Origin of the sequence: Mesorhizobium neociceri (assembly GCF_013520985.1) — a bacterium.
Classification (GTDB): Bacteria; Pseudomonadota; Alphaproteobacteria; order Rhizobiales; family Rhizobiaceae; genus Mesorhizobium; species Mesorhizobium neociceri.
The window spans coordinates 18,225-36,796 of the sequence record NZ_JACDTY010000021.1; the positions used below are offsets into that span (position 1 = coordinate 18,225).

At 62.8% G+C, this 18,572-nt stretch carries 16 protein-coding genes and 1 riboswitch; of the genes, 10 read left to right on the forward strand and 6 right to left on the reverse strand.

Annotation, left to right across the window (positions count from 1 at the left end; translation table 11 throughout):
* Positions 1 to 136: 136 nt before the first annotated feature.
* From H0241_RS28960 to H0241_RS28975, 4 genes are all read right to left on the reverse strand, one after another.
* Complete coding sequence (locus H0241_RS28960) at positions 137 to 2,356, reverse strand: xanthine dehydrogenase family protein molybdopterin-binding subunit (protein WP_181061190.1); 2,220 nt, start codon at positions 2,354 to 2,356, stop codon at positions 137 to 139.
* A 3-nt stretch (positions 2,357 to 2,359) separates the two neighbouring features.
* The gene (locus tag H0241_RS28965; RefSeq protein ID WP_181061191.1) at positions 2,360 to 2,818 is read right to left on the reverse strand and encodes a (2Fe-2S)-binding protein; all 459 of its coding nucleotides are present in this window, start codon (positions 2,816 to 2,818) and stop codon (positions 2,360 to 2,362) included.
* 231 nt (positions 2,819 to 3,049) lie between these two features.
* Positions 3,050 to 3,985 (reverse strand): AraC family transcriptional regulator, encoded by a 936-nt coding sequence (locus H0241_RS28970; RefSeq protein WP_407941785.1) that lies wholly within the window; start codon positions 3,983 to 3,985, stop codon positions 3,050 to 3,052.
* A 198-nt stretch (positions 3,986 to 4,183) separates the two neighbouring features.
* Positions 4,184 to 6,196 carry an acetyl-CoA carboxylase biotin carboxylase subunit gene (locus H0241_RS28975; RefSeq protein WP_181061192.1) on the reverse strand — a complete coding sequence of 671 codons (2,013 nt, stop codon included), beginning with the start codon at positions 6,194 to 6,196 and terminating at the stop codon, positions 4,184 to 4,186.
* A 239-nt stretch (positions 6,197 to 6,435) separates the two neighbouring features.
* Here H0241_RS28975 and H0241_RS28980 point away from each other — a divergent pair, with 239 nt between their 5' ends.
* The 7 genes from H0241_RS28980 (at position 6,436) to H0241_RS29010 (ending at position 11,661) form a co-directional block, all read left to right on the forward strand.
* Positions 6,436 to 7,563 carry an S-(hydroxymethyl)glutathione dehydrogenase/class III alcohol dehydrogenase gene (locus H0241_RS28980; protein ID WP_181061193.1) on the forward strand — a complete coding sequence of 376 codons (1,128 nt, stop codon included), beginning with the start codon at positions 6,436 to 6,438 and terminating at the stop codon, positions 7,561 to 7,563.
* A 67-nt stretch (positions 7,564 to 7,630) separates the two neighbouring features.
* Positions 7,631 to 8,200, forward strand: a complete 570-nt coding sequence (gene gfa / locus H0241_RS28985) for an S-(hydroxymethyl)glutathione synthase (protein ID WP_181061194.1) — start codon at positions 7,631 to 7,633, stop codon at positions 8,198 to 8,200.
* A 64-nt stretch (positions 8,201 to 8,264) separates the two neighbouring features.
* On the forward strand, positions 8,265 to 8,732 hold the full coding sequence (locus H0241_RS28990) for a YaiI/YqxD family protein (RefSeq protein WP_181061195.1): 468 nt from the start codon (positions 8,265 to 8,267) through the stop codon (positions 8,730 to 8,732).
* Positions 8,733 to 8,754: 22 nt separating this feature from the next.
* On the forward strand, positions 8,755 to 9,435 hold the full coding sequence (locus H0241_RS28995) for a DUF1345 domain-containing protein (RefSeq protein ID WP_181061196.1): 681 nt from the start codon (positions 8,755 to 8,757) through the stop codon (positions 9,433 to 9,435).
* 135 nt (positions 9,436 to 9,570) lie between these two features.
* Positions 9,571 to 10,437, forward strand: a complete 867-nt coding sequence (locus tag H0241_RS29000; RefSeq protein WP_181061258.1) for a cytochrome b/b6 domain-containing protein — start codon at positions 9,571 to 9,573, stop codon at positions 10,435 to 10,437.
* Between the two features lies 1 nt (position 10,438).
* On the forward strand, positions 10,439 to 11,230 hold the full coding sequence (locus H0241_RS29005) for a molybdopterin-binding protein (protein WP_181061197.1): 792 nt from the start codon (positions 10,439 to 10,441) through the stop codon (positions 11,228 to 11,230).
* On the forward strand, positions 11,230 to 11,661 hold the full coding sequence (locus H0241_RS29010; protein WP_181061198.1) for a GNAT family N-acetyltransferase: 432 nt from the start codon (positions 11,230 to 11,232) through the stop codon (positions 11,659 to 11,661). The genes H0241_RS29005 and H0241_RS29010 overlap by 1 nt, the downstream gene beginning before the upstream one ends.
* Here the strand turns inward: H0241_RS29010 and H0241_RS29015 are convergent.
* Positions 11,658 to 12,659 carry a hypothetical protein gene (locus H0241_RS29015; RefSeq protein WP_181061199.1) on the reverse strand — a complete coding sequence of 334 codons (1,002 nt, stop codon included), beginning with the start codon at positions 12,657 to 12,659 and terminating at the stop codon, positions 11,658 to 11,660. The two genes, H0241_RS29010 and H0241_RS29015, sit on opposite strands and share 4 nt — an antisense overlap.
* A 175-nt stretch (positions 12,660 to 12,834) precedes the next feature.
* Positions 12,835 to 12,921, forward strand: a riboswitch (glycine riboswitch).
* 149 nt (positions 12,922 to 13,070) lie between these two features.
* On the opposite strand from H0241_RS29015, the gene gcvT reads away from it, so the two are divergent.
* From gcvT to gcvP, 3 genes are read left to right on the forward strand one after another with little or no spacing between them, the layout of a single operon-like run.
* Positions 13,071 to 14,171 (forward strand): glycine cleavage system aminomethyltransferase GcvT, encoded by a 1,101-nt coding sequence (gcvT, locus tag H0241_RS29020; protein WP_181061200.1) that lies wholly within the window; start codon positions 13,071 to 13,073, stop codon positions 14,169 to 14,171.
* Between the two features lie 5 nt (positions 14,172 to 14,176).
* A complete protein-coding gene (gene gcvH, locus H0241_RS29025) occupies positions 14,177 to 14,545 on the forward strand; it encodes a glycine cleavage system protein GcvH (protein WP_112564620.1) in 369 nt (122 codons plus the stop codon).
* A 17-nt stretch (positions 14,546 to 14,562) separates the two neighbouring features.
* Positions 14,563 to 17,373 carry an aminomethyl-transferring glycine dehydrogenase gene (gcvP, locus tag H0241_RS29030; protein ID WP_181061201.1) on the forward strand — a complete coding sequence of 937 codons (2,811 nt, stop codon included), beginning with the start codon at positions 14,563 to 14,565 and terminating at the stop codon, positions 17,371 to 17,373.
* Between the two features lie 12 nt (positions 17,374 to 17,385).
* On the opposite strand, the gene H0241_RS29035 is transcribed toward gcvP, so the two are convergent.
* Entirely contained in the window at positions 17,386 to 18,492 is a 1,107-nt protein-coding gene (locus H0241_RS29035; RefSeq protein ID WP_235984538.1) for a GGDEF domain-containing protein, read from the reverse strand.
* Positions 18,493 to 18,572: the final 80 nt, after the last annotated feature.

The window sequence follows — 18,572 nt, forward strand, 5'->3', positions numbered from 1 at the left end:
ATTCCCGACCCCGATATCTGCCGATCGCCGATAAACTGAACGCCCGGGCGAACAAGCCGTCGATGCCCGAAACCAATCCAGCTCGTCACGCGGTTCCAACCCCCGACCGCGAGCGAGCCGGCCGGGGGTTGTCAGATCATGCATTGAGCGTCTTGGTAAAGGGCATAACACGGATCCGCTTGCCCAGAGCTTTATACACAGCATTGGCTACCGCAGGCCCGACCGGCGGAACGCCCGGCTCGCCGATACCCGTAGGCGGATTGGCGGAAGCAAGGATATGGACCTCCACCACAGGCATGGCATCGATCCGAAGTGGCGTATACGCATCGAAGTTGCTCTGATCGACCTTGCCTGCCGTCAAGGTGATTTCCTCGCCCAGAATGGCGCCCAAACCAAAACCTATGCCGCCCTCGACCTGAGCGCGCACCTGGTCCGGATTGACCGTCAACCCGCAATCAACGGCAGCCACGACCCGCTCGACCTTGACGCCGCCCTTGCCATCCGTCGAAACCTCGGCAATCTGCGCCACCACCGAGCCAAAGCTTTCGGCCACGGAAACGCCGCGGAAGCGGCCCTTAGGCAACGGCTTTGTCCATCCGGCTTTTTCCGCCGCGAGCTTGAGGACGGTCGCGTGACGCGACTGCGGCTCGAGCATCGACAAACGGTATTCGATCGGATCACGTCCTGCCGCTTCGGCAACTTCGTCAATGAAGGTTTCTGCCGCAAAAGCGGTATGCGTCGAACCGACGGAACGCCACCATAGAACCGGAACGCCGACATCCGTGGTGGTCAGGCCGACAATCTGGTTGGGAATGACATAGGGCAAGTTGTTCGCCCCTTCGACGGATGTCGGATCGACGCCGTTCTGGACCATGCCGTCAAACATCGTCTTTGCCATGATGGATTGGCCAACCACGTGAGCGCTCCAGGCAACGAGCTTTCCGCTGCTGTCGATCCCGGCCTTCAGCTGGTGCACATAAGCGGGCCGATAGCGGCCGGCGCGCATATCGTCCTCGCGGGTCCATTGCACCTTTACGGGCGCCCGGTATCCGATGGCCTTGGCAATATACACCGCCTCGACAACTACGTCGCCGTCGAACACGGCCCGCCGGCCGAAACTGCCTCCTGTTTTCATGACATGCAATTGCACTTTGTCCGGCGTGATACCGACGATTTGGCTGGCGAGCGTCTGATACACATCGGGGAACTGGTGGCCGCCCCAGATCTCCAGCGTCCCGTCCTCGTTCCTGCGCGCGACAGCATTCAACGGCTCCATCGCGGCGTGCGCCAGATAGGGAAACTCGTAACTTGCTTCGATGACCTTGGCTGCGGCCGCGAAGCCGGCTTCGACGTCACCATCCTTGCGCGCAACGGCCGTTGGAGCCTTGCCGGCGAGATCCTTATACATCGACATGAGTTCCTGAGAGCTGCGCTTTTCGGCCGCCGTCTCATCCCAAACAACCGTGACGGCGTCGCGCCCCTTCATGGCAGCCCACATATGCTCGCCGACGACGGCGATGCCGCGCGGCGTCTCGACGACGTCGACAACGCCCTTGACCGCACGCGCTGCCGCGGCATCGAAGGACTTGAGCTTGGCGCCGAAGAGGGGCGGATGGATCATCACGGCCGTCAGCATACCGGGCAGTTTGATGTCGATCGTGTACTGCTCGGTTCCGTTCGCCTTGCGGGCACTGTCGAACCGCTTCAGCTTGGCATTGCCGATAAGCTTCCAGTCGCCCGGTTGCTTGAGTTTCACATCGGCCGGCGTGGGTATCGCGGCCGCCTTGGCGGCAAAGGCCCCAAAGCCGCCGGTCTTGCCGGATGGATGCGCCAAGACGCCGTTCTCGATGGTAATTTCCGCTGGTGGGACACCCCATTCGGATGCGGCGGCGGCCACCAGCACGGCGCGCGCGGCGGCGCCAGCCTTGCGATAACGCTCCCAGGAGGTGACCATCGACGTGGATCCGCCCGTTCCCTGGATGGCGCCGCCGAAGGCGACGTTGCCATAGGCCTTCACATTGCCGGCGACACCACGAACATCGATTGCCGACCAATCGGCATCGAGTTCATCCGCCACCAGCGTGGCGAGGCCGTTATAGGAGCCCTGCCCCATCTCGAACTGCGACGAAAGAACCGTCACCTTGCCGTCGCCGTCGATCGTCAGATAGGGACTGAAGGTATGCGGCCCGGCCTCGTCAGCCGGCGTCCCGCTAGCGACTGCAGGCGACGCGGCGAGAATCCGGTAGCCGACTGCGATACCCGTGCCGGCAGCAAACACGCCCAACAGGAATTGTCGTCGGGACGCCTGTGCCTGGACCGTGGGAAGAACGACATATTGCATCAGTTTCGGAATCATGGCTCAGGCCTCCAAACGCTTTGCAGCTTCGTGAATCCCGGCACGGATTCGGTGATAGGTGGCGCAACGACAGAGATTGCCCGTCATCGCGGCGTCGATATCGTCGTCGGTGGGCTTTGGATTGTTCGTGAGGAGATCGGTCGCCGACATGATCTGCCCGGACTGACAATAACCGCATTGCGGAACATCGAGATCGGCCCAAACCGTTTGCACGGTTTTCGCCACCTTGCCCGCGAGCCCCTCGATGGTGGTCACTTTCGCAACACCTATATCGCCGACGAACGTCTGGCAGGAACGTACCGGCGCGCCGTCCAGAAGGACGGTGCAGGCGCCGCATTGCGCCATGCCGCAACCGAATTTCGTTCCCGTCAATCCGACGAGGTCGCGGATCACCCAGAGAAGCGGCATGTCAGCCTCGGCGTCGACCTGATGTTCGTTTCCATTGATCGTTAAAGTCACCATGGTGTTCACCTCGCTTTGTGTGTGCGCTCGTGGAGCTTCCATTCCGGCCCCTGCCGGTTCGGGCTCTGGTCATCTGTCGATTGTCGATCGAATTTATAAGACCCTGATGAAGGCCGACAGGCTCGATCCTGCCTGATTGTTGCTCAATCCTGTCGTACCAGCCACTTTGTGCGTACGCACTTTGAATTTTGTGATGGGTTGGGCAGCGGCCCCATTCGATAGACGGTTGCGCTAAACCGACGGAGCTCTGGTTGAATCATTCAGGATGGCCTTGACGTCACGCAAGGGCGGATGACCGAACATGCGGCGATATTCCCGACTGAACTGCGTCGGGCTCTCGTAGCCGACCCTGAGCGCGGCAGTCGCCGCATCGTGCGATCCGGAAAGCATCAGTTCCCGCGCATGGTGCAGCCGCAGATGCTTCTGGAATTGCAGGGGGCTCATGGCCGTCATTGCACGGAAATGATGATGCAGTGTGGACACGCCCATGTTCGCCTTTTCCGCCAGCGCATCGACACGAAGCGGCAGGGTGTAGTTCTCCCTCAGCCAGGCAACCGCTTTTGCGACGCGGTTGCTGTGCGTTCCAGCGAGTGCGAAACGGCGCAGCAGTGCACCCTGTTCGCCGGTGAGCAGTCTGTAGAAAATTTCATTTTGGATGTGACGGGCCATGAAAGGAATATCATCCGGCGAATTTACAAGCGAAATCAGTCGCAACAAGGCATCGAACAGTTCCGGCGTAGCCGCACCCACCACCACACCCCGGTCGCGGTCCGACCTATTCGCTGGGTGCAGGTCGTGGTCGGCAATCAGTCGTCGAAGCGCCTCCAGGTTCAGCGGCAACATGGCTGCGACGTAAGGCTCCACCACACTTGCCTCGCAGATCTGACCCGTCATCGGCAGACCGACAGTGGCGAGGACGAAGAATGATTCATCGTAGATGATCGTTTCATCGCCGACGGTGATGCGCTTGCTTCCCTTGATGATCAGCGACAGGCTGGGCTCATATAAGACGAAATAAGGCCCGACAGGCTCAACAATGCGATAGAGCGAAAGCCCGGGTATCTCGTGCTTGAAACTGACACCGTCCCACGGCAACGGCGACAGCAAGTCGAGTATCCGTGAGCGCGTTGTAGCCGTTTGAGCCCGCAGATCCTTTCCGTCGAGCAAAATTCCCTCCATAGAACCGCTCATTCCGAGCGTTCGTTTCAAACAGGCCTTGGCGAGTGGTCTGCCACTGTGGCAACTCACAGGAGTTGATGCCAGCGAGCCGCACTTTCAAGAGGATTGTGGAAACCAAGAAGTGTGGCCGTAGATCACCGCCGCCCGCCCGACGACGGTCCTTGAGACGCGGTTCGGGTGTTAAGATCAGGCAAACTCCATGATCACCGCGTCAACGGCCAGGCTGTCACCCGGCTTGGCGTTGAGCTTCGACACAACAAGATCACGATCGGCGCGCAGCACGTTTTCCATCTTCATCGCCTCGACCACGGCCAGCGTCTCGCCGACCTTGACCTCCTGGCCCTCGGCGACCGCGATCGACACGACCAGGCCCGGCATCGGGCAAAGCAGCATCTTGGACGTGTCCGGCGCCACCTTCTCCGGCATCAGCCTTTCGAGCTCGGCCGTGCGCGGCAACATGGCGCGCGCCGTCACCGACATGCCTTTCCAGGCGATGCGCAAGCCATTCGGCAGCGGCCGGATCTGCGCTGTGACCTTCCGGGCACCGACATGGCCGCGCCAGATCAAATCACCCGGCCGCCAGTCGGAGGTCACCGTCAGCGCCTTGCCACCGTCAATCGACAGGTCGATTTCCATCGGGATGGAGATCATGCCTTCGAGGATCGCAGCCTTGAGATAGTCCTCGCCGATCTTCACCACCCAGTCGCGCTTGAGCGCGCCTGAATGCGGCGCCAGCCGCCCGCCCAGCCGATCGAGCCGGTCACGGCGCAAAAGCTCCACGGCGGTGGCGATCGCCGCCAGCACCGCTTTTTCGTCATCGTCCGGAACGATCGGTGCGAAACCGTCAGGATATTCCTCGGCGATAAAGCCCGTCGATATCCGCCCTTCACGCCAGCGCGGATGCTGCATGAGTGCCGCCAGGAACGGAATGTTGTGCTCGATGCCGTCGACAATGAAACTGTCGAGCGCTTCCGACATGGCATCGATCGCCTCGATACGCGTCGGCGCCCAGGTGCAGAGTTTTGCCACCATCGGGTCATAGAACATCGAAATCTCGGAGCCTTCGGTGACGCCGGTGTCGTTGCGGATGACGACGTCGCCGAACGTACCCTCCTCCGGCGGCCGGTATCGCGTCAGCCGGCCGATCGACGGCAGGAAATTGCGATAGGGATCCTCGGCGTAGAGTCGGCTTTCCACCGCCCAGCCGTTCAGCTTGACGTCGCTCTGCTTGATATCAAGCTTTTCGCCGGCGGCGACGCGGATCATCTGCTCGACCAGATCGATACGGGTGATGAGCTCCGTCACCGGATGCTCGACCTGCAATCGTGTATTCATTTCAAGGAAATAGAAGTTCTTTTCAGCGTCGACGATGAACTCGACGGTGCCGGCGCTCTGATAGTCGACCGCCTTCGCCAACGCCACGGCCTGCTCGCCCATCGCCTTGCGCGTCTTGGCATCGAGGAAAGGCGACGGCGCCTCTTCTGCGACCTTCTGGTTGCGGCGCTGGATCGAGCATTCGCGCTCGCCGAGATAGAGCGCGGTGCCATGCGCGTCGGCCAGCACCTGGATTTCGATATGGCGCGGATCGACGACGAACTTTTCGATGAAGACGCGGTCGTCGCCAAACGAGCTTTTGGCTTCCGAGCGCGCCCGGTCGAAGCCGTCGCGCACTTCCGACTGGCTCCAGGCGATGCGCATGCCCTTGCCGCCGCCGCCGGCCGAGGCCTTGATCATCACGGGATAGCCGATTTCGCCGGCAATCTTTTCGGCATGGTCGGCATTCTCGATGACGCCGAGCCAGCCGGGCACGGTCGAAACTTTGGCCGCATTGGCGAACTTCTTCGATTCGATCTTGTCGCCCATCGCCTTGATCGCCTTGGGTTTTGGGCCGATGAAGACGATGCCTTCCGCCTCCAGCGCTTCGCAGAAGGCGGCCCGCTCCGAGAGGAAGCCGTAGCCGGGATGCACTGCCTGCGCGCCTGTCTCCTTGCAGGCGGCGATGATCTTTTCCGGCAGGAGATAGCTCTGCGCGGCGGGCGATGGTCCGATATGCACGGCTTCGTCGGCCATCTCGACATGCACGGCGTCGCGATCGGCGTCGGAATAAACCGCTACGGTGGCGATGCCCATCTTGCGCGCCGTCTTGATGACGCGGCAAGCGATCTCGCCGCGATTGGCGATCAAGATTTTCGTGAACATCGAAGGCGTTTCCTCGGGTCTTTCGTCCTTCTTATGGGCTTCGGCAGCCGGGCTCAAGCACCGCCCGGCCGCGCACTCATCAAGACACTTCCCGCACGCCAAGCCCGTGCCGCGAGGCGAAGATCGGGCTCGCCGACGGCTGGGCCAAGATTTGCGCCATCTTTGGTCGCCAAACCGGGTTGAAACAGTATAAAAATCCTGAAAGCCTGAAGACCAATCGCCTTGGGAGGAACTGCCTGATGAAAACCCGCGCCGCTGTCGCTGTCGCCGCCGGAAAGCCGCTGGAAATCATGGAGGTCGACCTCGACGGACCGCGCGAAGGCGAGGTGCTGGTCGAGATCAAGGCGACCGGCATCTGCCACACCGACGAGTTCACCCTGTCGGGCGCCGATCCCGAAGGCCTGTTTCCAGCGATCCTCGGCCATGAAGGCGCCGGCGTCGTCGTCGATGTCGGCAAGGGCGTCACCTCGGTCAAGAAGGGCGATCACGTCATCCCGCTCTACACGCCGGAATGCCGCCAGTGTCCGTCCTGCCTGTCGCGCAAAACAAACCTCTGCACCGCCATCCGCGCCACGCAGGGCCAGGGCCTGATGCCGGACGGCTCGTCGCGCTTCTCGATCGGCAAGGACAAGATCTTCCACTATATGGGCTGCTCGACCTTCTCCAACTTCACCGTGCTGCCCGAGATCGCGGTGGCCAAGGTCAACCCGGACGCGCCCTTCGACAAGATCTGCTACATCGGCTGCGGCGTCACCACCGGCATCGGCGCGGTCATCAACACCGCCAAGGTCGAGCAAGGCGCTACCGCCGTTGTCTTCGGCCTCGGCGGCATCGGCCTCAATGTTATCCAGGGCCTGAAGCTGGCCGGTGCCGACATGATCATCGGTGTCGATTTGAACAACGACAGACGAGCCTGGGGCGAGCGCTTCGGCATGACGCATTTCGTCAATCCGAAGGAGATCGACGGCGACATCGTCCCTCACCTCGTCAACATGACCAAGCGCGGCGCCGACCAGATCGGCGGCGCCGATTACACATTCGACTGCACCGGCAACACCAAGGTGATGCGCCAGGCGCTGGAAGCCTCGCATCGCGGCTGGGGCAAGTCTGTCGTCATCGGCGTCGCCGGCGCCGGCCAGGAGATTTCGACCCGACCGTTCCAGCTGGTCACCGGGCGTAGCTGGATGGGCACCGCCTTCGGCGGCGCGCGCGGCCGCACCGACGTGCCGAAGATCGTCGACTGGTACATGGACGGCAAGATCCAGATCGACCCGATGATCACCCATTTGCTGAAGCTGGAGGATATCAACAAGGGTTTTGATCTCATGCATGAGGGCAAGTCGATCCGAAGCGTGGTCGTTTACTAGGAGAAGAAAGCCGCCGACCGAAGGGCCAGCGACTGAAGTTGCACGGGTTCAACAAGGGAGGAATAAAATGCCTGAAAAACTGCATCCGAAAATCGACAATGGCTTACCCAGGGAAAGCGCCAGCTTTGCCGGCGGCACGCTGGTCTGCGCCTGCACCAGCAAGCCGGTCAAAGTGAAGGTCAAGGGCCAGATCGCCCACAACCACGCCTGCGGCTGCACCAAATGCTGGAAGCCTGACGGCGCGGTGTTCTCGGTCGTGGCGGTCGCCGGCACCGGCGACGTCACCGTCACCGAGAATGGCGACAAGCTGAAGGTGGTCGATCCCTCGGCGACGATCCTGCGCCATGCCTGCACCGGCTGCGGCGTCCACATGCACGGACCGGTCGAGCGCGACCATCCGTTCAAGGGCCTGTCCTTCATCCATCCCGAGCGTTTCGAGGAAGACGGCTGGTCACCGCCGGGCTTCACCGCTTTCGTCTCATCGATCATCGAATCCGGTGTCGACCCGAAGCGCATGGACGGTATTCGCGCGCAGTTGAAATCGATCGGGCTCGAGCCCTATGACTGCCTGAACCCCGGCCTGATGGACTATATGGCCACCTGGACGGCGAAGAAGTCGGGCGCCCTGCCGGCCTGACAGCACGAGATTTCTGGCATGGGGCCGGGTAACATGCCGGCCCCATGTCCGTTTTGGAGAGACAATGCACGCACCCGCCATCTACGTCGACGCCGACGCCTGCCCGGTGAAAGCCGAGGTCGAAAAGGTCGCCGAGCGCCATGGCGTCGTCGTTACTTACGTCTCCAATGGCGGCCTGCGTCCCTCACGTGATCCGATGATCCGCAACGTCGTCGTCTCCAAAGGTGCCGACGCCGCCGACGACTGGATTGTCGACAACGCAAAATCCAACGACATCGTGATCACCGCCGACATCCCGCTTGCGGCCCGCGCCGTGGCGCTCGGCGCCTATGTGCTCGGCCCCACCGGGCGGCCGTTCACGCCTGAAACCATCGGCATGGCGGTGGCAATGCGCGATTTGAAGCAGCATTTGCGCGAGACCGGCGAGAGCAAGGGCTACAATGCCAGCTTTGCACCGCAGGACCGCTCGCGCTTCCTGGGCGAACTCGACCGTATCTTGCGGCGCGCGCTGAAATCCGTCACACCGGGCTAGAAACGGCACCAGGGGCCGGACTATGGCGACAGATATCCCCGTCACGAACCCGCTGCACCGGCACAAGCAATTCCTGGTGTCGGCCTGCGTCGGCCTGCCGGCATTGGTTATCGCGCTGATCGCGGGCTTGCCGCTTGCCTATTCCGTCTCGGTCGCTGCCGACGCCTTCTTCGTCGTCTTCATTGCGCTGGTCATCGCCAAGATGCCGCTGCTGTCCGGTCGCTATCTCAGCAAGAATGCGCGCGAGGTCGACCTGCCGGTGCTGGGCATCTTTGCCATCACGCTCGGTGTCGTCAGCATCGCCATCGTCCTTTTGTTCCTGCTGATCAACCACAAGGACCGCGACCCGATCGAACTCGGTATCGCCATGCTGTCGATCCCGCTGGGCTGGTTCACCATCCACTGCCTGGCGGCACTTCACTATGCGCATGTGTACTGGATGGACGGCGACGCGATCGATGCCGAGACCAAGAAGAAGATCCCGGTCGGCGGCCTCGATTTTCCCGGCAGCAAACGGCCGGATGGCTGGGATTTCCTCTATTTCGCGACGGTGATCGGCATGACCGCACAGACCGCCGACACGGCAATAACCACCTCGCATATGCGCCGCGTCGTGCTTGTCCACTCGATTCTGTCGTTCTTCTTCAACACGGTCATCGTCGCCGCCGTGGTCAATCTCGCGGTCAGCTTGGGCAACCCGTAACAATCCGTGCCCGTAATAAAAACGTGATCGCATGAAACATCGCTTTCGATAGCGACGTATTGGGAGGACAAGGACGAGCGCGGCCATGCCAGGATCGCGCAGCCGGAAGGCGAGGAAAAGATGGAAACCATTGCCATGAGCCAGGCCATCGCCGAAGCGGATACAGCCGCGCCGAAGGACACTACGCTGATCTACCGGCAATCGCGCTGGACGCGTCTGACGCACTGGCTGTGGGCCATCTCGCTGTTCTTCATGTTGTTGTCCGGCCTGCAGATCTTCAACGCCCGCCCGCAACTCTATATCGGCAAGCAGTCCGGGTTCGGATACAACAACACCGTCTTTGCCATCGGCGCCGAAAACACCGCCACCGGCCCACGCGGCTATACCGAAATCTTCGGCCATCGCTTCGACACCACCGGTGTGCTCGGCTGGTCCGGCCCCGCCGGCCAGGAAACCTCGCGCGGCTTTCCGTCCTGGGCGACCATCCCGTCTTACTACGATCTCGGCACCGCCCGCGTCGTGCATTTCTTCTTCGCCTGGATACTGACCACCACACTGGTGGTCTGGCTTGTCGCCAGTCTCATCAACGGCCATCTGCGCCGCGATCTGGCGCCGCGCCTGGACGATCTCAAGCGCCTGCCGCAGGACATCGTCGACCACGCCAAGCTCAGGTTTCACCACACCCGTGAATACAACACGCTGCAGAAAATGGCTTACGGCGGCGTGCTGTTCGTGCTGTTGCCGCTGATGATCATCACAGGCCTTGCCATGTCGCCGAGCATGAACTCGGTGCTGCCCTGGCTCAATGAACTGCTCGGCGGAAGGCAGACAGCGCGCACTATCCATTTCACGGTGATGCTGCTGCTGGTCGGCTTCTTCATCATCCATATCGTGATGATCCTCGCCGCCGGCCCCATCAACGAACTGCGCTCGATCATCACGGGCTGGTACCGCACCGACCCTCCCGCACATGACGACAAGCCCGCCGAGAGGAGCATCTGACATGGCCAAATTCCAGATTAGCCGCAGAAAATTCCTGACCTCGGCAAGCCTCGGTGTTTCCGGCATCATGCTGTCGGGCTGCGATGCCTTCGACAGCCAGCTTGGCATGGGAGACGGCCTGCGCAGTTTCCTCGAAAATGCCAATGGCCTGACCTATCGGGCTCAACGGCTGCTGGCCGGTCGCGATGCGCTGGCACCGGAATTTTCCGAGGCCGACATCCGCCAGCCGCAGCGCCCGAACGGCGTCACCGCGCCAGACGACGATACCTACAAGGGCCTGCTCGCCAACAATTTCGCCGACTGGCGGCTGGAGGTGACGGGTCTGGTCGAAAAGCCGCTGTCGCTCAGCCGCGAGCAGCTGCAGAACATGCCGAGCCGCACCCAGATCACCCGTCACGACTGCGTCGAGGGTTGGAGCTGCATCGCCAAATGGACCGGCACGCCGCTGTCGCTGGTGCTCGACCAGGCTGTGGTCAAGCCTGAGGCCCGCTACGTCATGTTCCATTGCCTCGACACGATCGATCGCAGCCTCTCCGGCGAGATCAAATATTATGGCACCATCGACCTGATCGACGCCCGCCACCCGCAAACGATCCTCGCCTACGGCGTGAACGGCAAGCCGCTGCCGGTCGAAAATGGCGCGCCGCTGCGCGTGCGCGTCGAGCGCCAGCTCGGCTACAAGATGCCGAAATATCTCTACAAGATCGAGTTGGTCGACAGCTTTGCCAATGTCGGCGGCGGCCGCGGCGGCTATTGGGAAGACAATGGCTATGACTGGTATGGCGGGATTTGATGGCGGCTCGCCTGCAGCCCGAGCACGATCTATCGCCCACCGAACTGAATGCTCTCGAGGAACGTCTCCACGCAGAAAATCGTCGCGTCACAAACCGCGACGATGACCGGCAGCTGGCCTTTGTCATCCGCAACGAGGCGGGAGACGCGATCGGCGTTGCCGCCGGCTATTCCTGGGCGGGCACGTCCGAACTCACATTGATGTGGATTGACGAGGCCCATCGAGGTCTCGGCTATGCAAGGCAGTTGCTAGACGCGTTTGTTGCCGAGGCCGCCAGCCGCGGTGTTCGCAAGATCTGGGTCTCCACCCATGACTTTCAGGCGCCAAGCCTATATGAAAAGGCCGGCTTCGAACGCATGGCCGAACTCGCGGACTGGCCCGAAGGCCACTCCAACGTCATCCTCTGCAAAACGATAGCAGGTACGGCCTAGGCAACCTTGTCGAGCAGCGGCTTGAGCGCCGGATGGATCTCCGGCGAGGCATGCTTGATCAGCGTCAGCAGCGCGCGTTCATTGTCATGCAACGGCCGGCCGGCGCCGATGCGTTCGGCCAGCCATTTCGCCTCATCGGCGTCGATCGTTTCGGCGCGGCGGGCAAGCGCCTCGGCGGCGCGGTTCTTCGATTCCCATTCGGCCTCGATATCACCGGGCGAACGATAGGCTTCCATGATGCCGGCAAGCCCACCCGACACCATGCGCCCGAAGAAGCCGCCGATCTCGGGTTCCGTGTGGTCGAAAAAGCCATCCCGGCGCAACGCCACATCGCGCGTCGGCGCTTCATAGCCAGCCGAACACATGACGAAATTGGCGAGCGCCTTGACGAACAGTTCGTTCCAGGACGGATCATTGTCTGCCGCGGAAGTCTGCTCGTTGATCCTGAACAGCACTTCGGCCTCGGCGCGGGTGACGGCGATGTTGCCGTCGCCGCCATAGGCATAAAGGATGCGGCGCAACAGATCAACCTCGGCCTTGGCGACCAGCCCGGGAACCAGCGCGCCGCCGAGCATCAGCGGCCCCTTGCCGTCGACCACCGCGTGGGCCACCTGCTCCAGCGCATAGGCGGAGAGCCGGCCGGGCGACGATTTCGCCCGCTCCAGCACATGCACCAGCAGCTCCAGCTCGGTCAGGCTGTCGACCAGGCCGTCACGCGAGATGGTGCTCACAAGCCAATTGGCATTGTCCTCGGAGATATAGCCGGCCGGCTTTTCCTGGTGGACGATGTAGTCGGTGACCGCCTCGACGAAGAATTGAGGCCATTCCGAGCATTTGTCCTTGGCCGTCGCATCGAGCGCGAACAGCGCTTCGGCCTCACCGCGCGTCACCACGCCGTCGGCGAACACTTCTGCCCGCAGCATGACGACGTCTTCCGCCATGATGCGGTCTTTAGAGGCCAGCCCCGCCACCGGCGCGCTCCCGATCTGTTCGCCCATCTGTCAGTCCCCGTCCGCCGTGCCCAACGCAATTGCCGGCCAAGCTATCAGCATTGTCTTGAAAAACCGGCAAACGGCGTGGTTAGCGAAGACTTGTCAGGAAGATGTCGCTGGCAGGTGACAAGGTGTCGCCGACAAGCTATGGATGGCGCGTCGAGGGCTCGGGTCTGAGTCCTACCTGTTTGCGGGAGAGAGCAGCGCGAGCTGCCGCCGAAGGGGAAATCGCCCGAAATCTCTCAGGCAAAAGAACCGTAGACGGGAAAGACACTCTGGAAAGTCGGGGCTTGCCCCCGCGCCGAAGGTGTAAGCGTCGCCGACAGAGTTCCGGTTGCGCGAGTCTCTCAGGCTTCAGACAGAGGGGCACGGACTGGTCGCCAGCAGCGGCCGATTGCGTGCGACTCTGGAGATGACATGACGGGCGACGATACCAAACACCTTCCCCTCGAGGATCTGCACAGCTCCGCCGGCGCGCGCTTTGGCGCCTTTGCCGGCTGGTCGATGCCGCTGACCTATCCGGCCGGCGTGATGAAGGAGCATCTTCACACACGCGAACATGCCGGCCTGTTCGACATTTCGCACATGAAGCTGTTCGAGGTCAGCGGACCGGGCGCCGTCGCCCTCTTGAACCGCGCCTGCCCGCTCGATGCTGGGGCGCTCGAGATTTCGCAGTCCAAATACACCTTCTTCCTCAACGAGGCCGCCGGGATCATCGACGATCTGATCGTCACCCGGCTCGGCGATACCAGGTTCATGGTGGTCGCCAATGCCGGCAATGCGGTCGAGGACGAGAAGCATCTGCGCGCGCTGGCGATCGATTTTGAGGTGGAAGTCGATGCGCTCGACCGCGTCTTCCTCGCCATCCAGGGGCCGGAAGCCTGGGCTGCCTTGTCCCGCGCCGGCATCGAGACCGGTTCGCTGCTGTTCATGCACGGCATAGAGCCGAAGCAGAACTGGTTCATGAGCCGCTCCGGCTATACCGGCGAGGACGGCTTCGAGATCGGCCTGCCGGAAGCGAATGCGCGCGCCCTGGTCGCGAAATTGCTCAAGGATGCGCGCGTGCTGTGGATCGGCCTTGCCGCCCGCGACTCGCTTCGGCTGGAGGCTGGCCTCTGCCTGCATGGCCAGGACATCACGCCGGAGATCGACCCGGCCAGCGCCGGCCTGATGTGGGCGATCCCCAAGGAGATCAGAGCCACTGGCGCCTTCATCGGCGCAGACGCACTGCGGTCCATCCTGGAGCGCGGGCCGTCGCAAAAGCGCGTCGGCCTGAAGCCGGAGGGACGCCAGCCGGTGCGCGCAGGCGCTGCCCTGTTCGATGCCGACGGCAATGCGGCCGGCCATGTCACCTCAGGCGGTTTCGGCCCCTCGGCCGGTCATCCCGTCGCCATGGGCTACGCCACAACGGCCCTGGCCAAGCCGGGTGCAAAACTCTTCGCCGACGTTCGCGGGACGAAAATCCCGATCGATATCAGTTCCTTGCCCTTCACTCCTCATCGCTACCGCAAAGGATAATCCCGATGGCAAAAACCTATTTCACCCAAGATCATGAATGGCTGAGCGTCGAGGGCGGCATCGCCACCGTCGGGATTACCGACTACGCGCAGGAACAGCTTGGCGACCTCGTTTTCGTCGAACTGCCTCAAATCGGCACGAAGCTGAGCAAGGGCGATACCGCCGTGGTCGTCGAATCCGTCAAGGCCGCCTCCGACGTCTATGCGCCGGTTGACGGTGAGATCACCGACGCCAACGGCGCGCTGTCGTCCGACCCGTCGCTGGTCAATTCGGCGGCGACCGGCGACGGCTGGCTTTGGAAGATGAAGCTCGCCGACGAAGGCCAACTCGCCGGCCTCATGGATGACGCCGCCTACAAAGCCCATATCGGTTGATATCAGGACCTATTGCAATGAGCGCAGCACTTACCCCCTTCTCGGCCCGCCACATCGGTCCTGATGTCAACGATGTCAGAGCCATGCTTGCGGTGATCGGCGTTCCCTCCGTCGAGACGCTGATCAGCCAAGCCGTGCCGCAGTCGATTCGCCTCGACCTGCCGCTGACCCTGCCCGCGCCGGCCAGCGAGGCCGAAGCCCTGGCCGAATTGTCGGCGACCATGGCAAAAAACACAGTGCTGAAGAGCTTCATCGGCGCCGGCTATCACGGTGTCCATGTGCCGCCGGTCATCCAGCGCAACCTGTTCGAGAACCCGGCCTGGTACACCGCCTATACGCCCTATCAGGCCGAGATCAGCCAGGGTCGGCTGGAAATGCTGTTCAACTTCCAGACGCTGGTCACTGAGCTGACCGGCCTGCCGGTGGCATCGGCCTCGCTGCTCGATGAAGCGACCGCGGTGGCCGAAGCGGTCGGCATTGCACTGCGCCATCACCGCGACAAGCGCACCAAGGTGGCGCTGGCCGGCACGCCGCATCCGCAGACGCTGGACGTGGTGCGCACCCGCGCTGAGCCGCTCGGCATCGAGATCGACGGCGAGACCATCGACGACAACACCGCTGCCCTGCTGGTCTCCTGGCCGGACACGTTTGGCGTCTATGGCGACCACAAGGCGGCGATCGACAAGGCTCGCGCCACCGGCGCGGTCGTCGTCTTCATCGCCGATCCGCTTGCCCTCACGCTGACCGAGGCGCCCGCCAGGCTTGGCGCCGATATCGCCGTCGGCCCGATGCAGCGCTTTGGCGTGCCGATGGGCTTTGGCGGCCCGCATGCCGCCTATTGCGCCGTTTCCGACAAATTGACCCGGCTGATGCCCGGCCGGCTGGTCGGCCAGTCGACCGACAGCAAGGGCCGCCCGGGCTATCGTCTCGCCCTGCAGACGCGCGAACAGCATATCCGCCGCGACAAGGCGACCTCCAACATCTGCACTGCCCAGGCGCTGCTTGCCAACATGGCAACGGCTTATGCGATCTGGCATGGTCCTACCGGGCTGCAGGCGATCGCAGCACGTATCCATGAACTCGCCAATCGCCTCGCGGCAGGCCTGAAGACTTCAGGCGTTTCCGTGCTCGGCTCAAGCCGCTTCGACACGGTGACGGCCGAGGTCAAGGGCAAGGCAGCTTCGATCGCCGCTGCCGCTGAAAAGGGTGGCCGGTTGCTGCGCGTCATCGATACCGACCGCATCAGCATCGCCTTCGACGAAACCTCGACGGAGGCCGACCTCGGAGCGATCGCCGACCTGTTCGGCGCCAAGCCAGCTGCTGCCGAAGCCGGCATGATGCCCGGCAAGCCGCGCGGCAAGGAATTTTTGACCCAGCCGGTTTTCCGCGAGAACCACTCCGAAACCGACATGATGCGTCTGCTGCGCCGGCTGGCCGACAAGGATTTGGCGCTCGACCGCACCATGATCCCGCTGGGATCCTGCACCATGAAGCTCAACGCCGCGGCTGAAATGATGCCGGTGAGCTGGCCGAGCGTCGCCAATCTGCATCCCTTCGCGCCGGCCAGCCATTCGGCCGGCTATCGCGCCATGGTCGGCGAGCTCGAAGGATGGCTGGCGGAGATCACCGGCTTCGACGCCGTCAGCCTGCAGCCCAACGCCGGCAGCCAGGGCGAATATGCCGGCTTGCTCGCCATCCGCGCCTATCACCGAGCGCGCGGTGAAGGCCATCGCACCATCTGCCTGATCCCGCAGTCCGCGCATGGCACCAATCCGGCGAGTGCGGCCATGGCCGGCATGAGCGTCGTCGTCGTGCGCTGCCTTGAGGACGGCAATATCGACATGGATGATATGCGGGCCAAGGCCAACGAGCATTCGAAGAACCTCGCTGCGCTGATGTTCACCTATCCCTCGACGCATGGCGTCTACGAAGAAGGCGCGCGCCACCTCTGCGCTCTCATCCATGAGCATGGCGGCCAGGTCTATTTCGACGGCGCCAACCTCAACGCGCTGGTCGCGCTGGCGCGCCCTGCCGACATCGGCGCCGATGTCTGCCACATGAACCTGCACAAGACCTTCTGCATCCCGCATGGCGGTGGCGGCCCGGGCGTCGGCCCGATCGGCGTCAGGGCGCATCTGAAACCCTATCTGCCGGGTCATGTCACCGAAGGTTCGGCGCATGCCGTGTCGGCCGCACCGTTCGGCAGCGCTTCCATCCTGCCGATCACCTGGATGTATATCCGCATGATGGGCGCCGCCGGCCTGAAGCAGGCGACGGAGACGGCCATCATCTCGGCCAACTATGTGGCGACGCGGCTCGCGCCGCACTTCCCGCTTCTCTACAAGGGCAGGCACGACCGGATCGCGCATGAATGTATCCTCGACACCCGCGTGCTCAAGGAGAGCGCCGGCATCAGCGTCGACGACATCGCCAAGCGGCTGATCGACTATGGCTTCCATGCGCCGACCATGTCGTTCCCGGTTGCCGGCACGCTGATGGTCGAGCCAACCGAGTCCGAGCCCAAGCGCGAGCTCGACCGGTTCTGCGAGGCGATGATCGCCATCGCCGGCGAGGCGGCGAAAGTGGCGAAGGGCGAATGGCCGCTCGAGGACAACCCTCTGGTCAACGCCCCGCACACGGCGGCCGAAACACTGGCCGGCCAGTGGACGCACCCCTATACGCGGCTGGAAGCGGCCTACCCCGCCGGCGACGTGGATACGGCGGCCAAATACTGGCCGCCAGTGTCGCGCATCGACAATGTCGCCGGCGACCGCAACCTCGTCTGTTCCTGCCCGCCGCTGTCGGAATATCTCGGCGCCGCCGAGTAGAGGCTTAACTGATCAAGCCGAACGCAAGGCCGGCCCGTCGGCCTTGCTCTTACGGTCGTGGACAAGCACGCGGTTTCGTCCGGCGTGCTTGGCCGCATAGAGCGCCTTGTCGGCCTCGGCCAGTACCTCGTCGAGGCTGCTGCCGCCCTCCTCGCCAAAGCCGATGCCGCCGCTGACGGTGCTGCGCAGCGGACCGCGCGGCGTCGGCACCACTTCCGCCCCGAAGGCGACGCCGATCCTGCTGGCAAAGTCGTAGGCCTTGTCTTCAGTCATCCGCGACATGACCAGCGCGAACTCCTCGCCGCCCAGCCGGAAGGCGTCGACGCCGGCCCTGTCATACTTCTTGATGATTGCGGCGAAGCGGCAGAGGACCCGGTCGCCCACCGGATGGCCATAGACATCGTTGGTCCGCTTGAAATGATCGAGGTCGAACATGGCGATCGACATGAACGGACCGAAGTCTCGCTCGCCATAGAGCGAGTTCAAAGCCCGCCGGTTCATCAGCCCGGTCAGCGGGTCGGTCAAGGTCTCGGCCTTCAGTTCGATCTGCGCCTGCAAATGGTGCAACGACAGCGTCAGTGCACCGAGCGCAGTCATGCAGGCGACCGCCACGACGGAGTTCAATCGCTCGGCCCAATTGTCGGGCGCGACGCCGAGCACCCACTGACCCTTGACCAGAAGCACAGCGCCGCAGAGGCCGAAGGACAGACCACAGACGCCGCTCAAGGCCGAAACGACCAGCAGAATGCCGCGATCATGACCGCCCTTGATCCAGAACATCACCCCGATCGAGGCGAGCAGCACTGTTACCGTCACATAGGTGAGGATGAAGCCGACACCGTCGAAGCCGAGATAGGTCACGCCGGCGCAGACAACCATCGCAACCAAGGCCGGCAGGACGGCGCGACTGTAATTGCGCACGTCGAGGTATTGCATGGCTGAAAGCGAAAGGGCCAGGAAACCGAGGCTGAGTAGCGCCAGCGCTGCCTGGCAAAGCAAGGGGTTGGGTTCCCTGGTGTAGCGCCAGAACACGATGACGTGGGCGACTAGGACCAGAATGCCGCACGCGACCGTCAGCACGAATCGCGCCCGCGGCGCCGTGAACCAGATCGCGAACATGGTAATGCTCAGGCATGTGCCTGACAGCGCGGCTGCCAGCAGGAGCGAACTGAAATCCAGCATGGGTGAACGACAGCCTT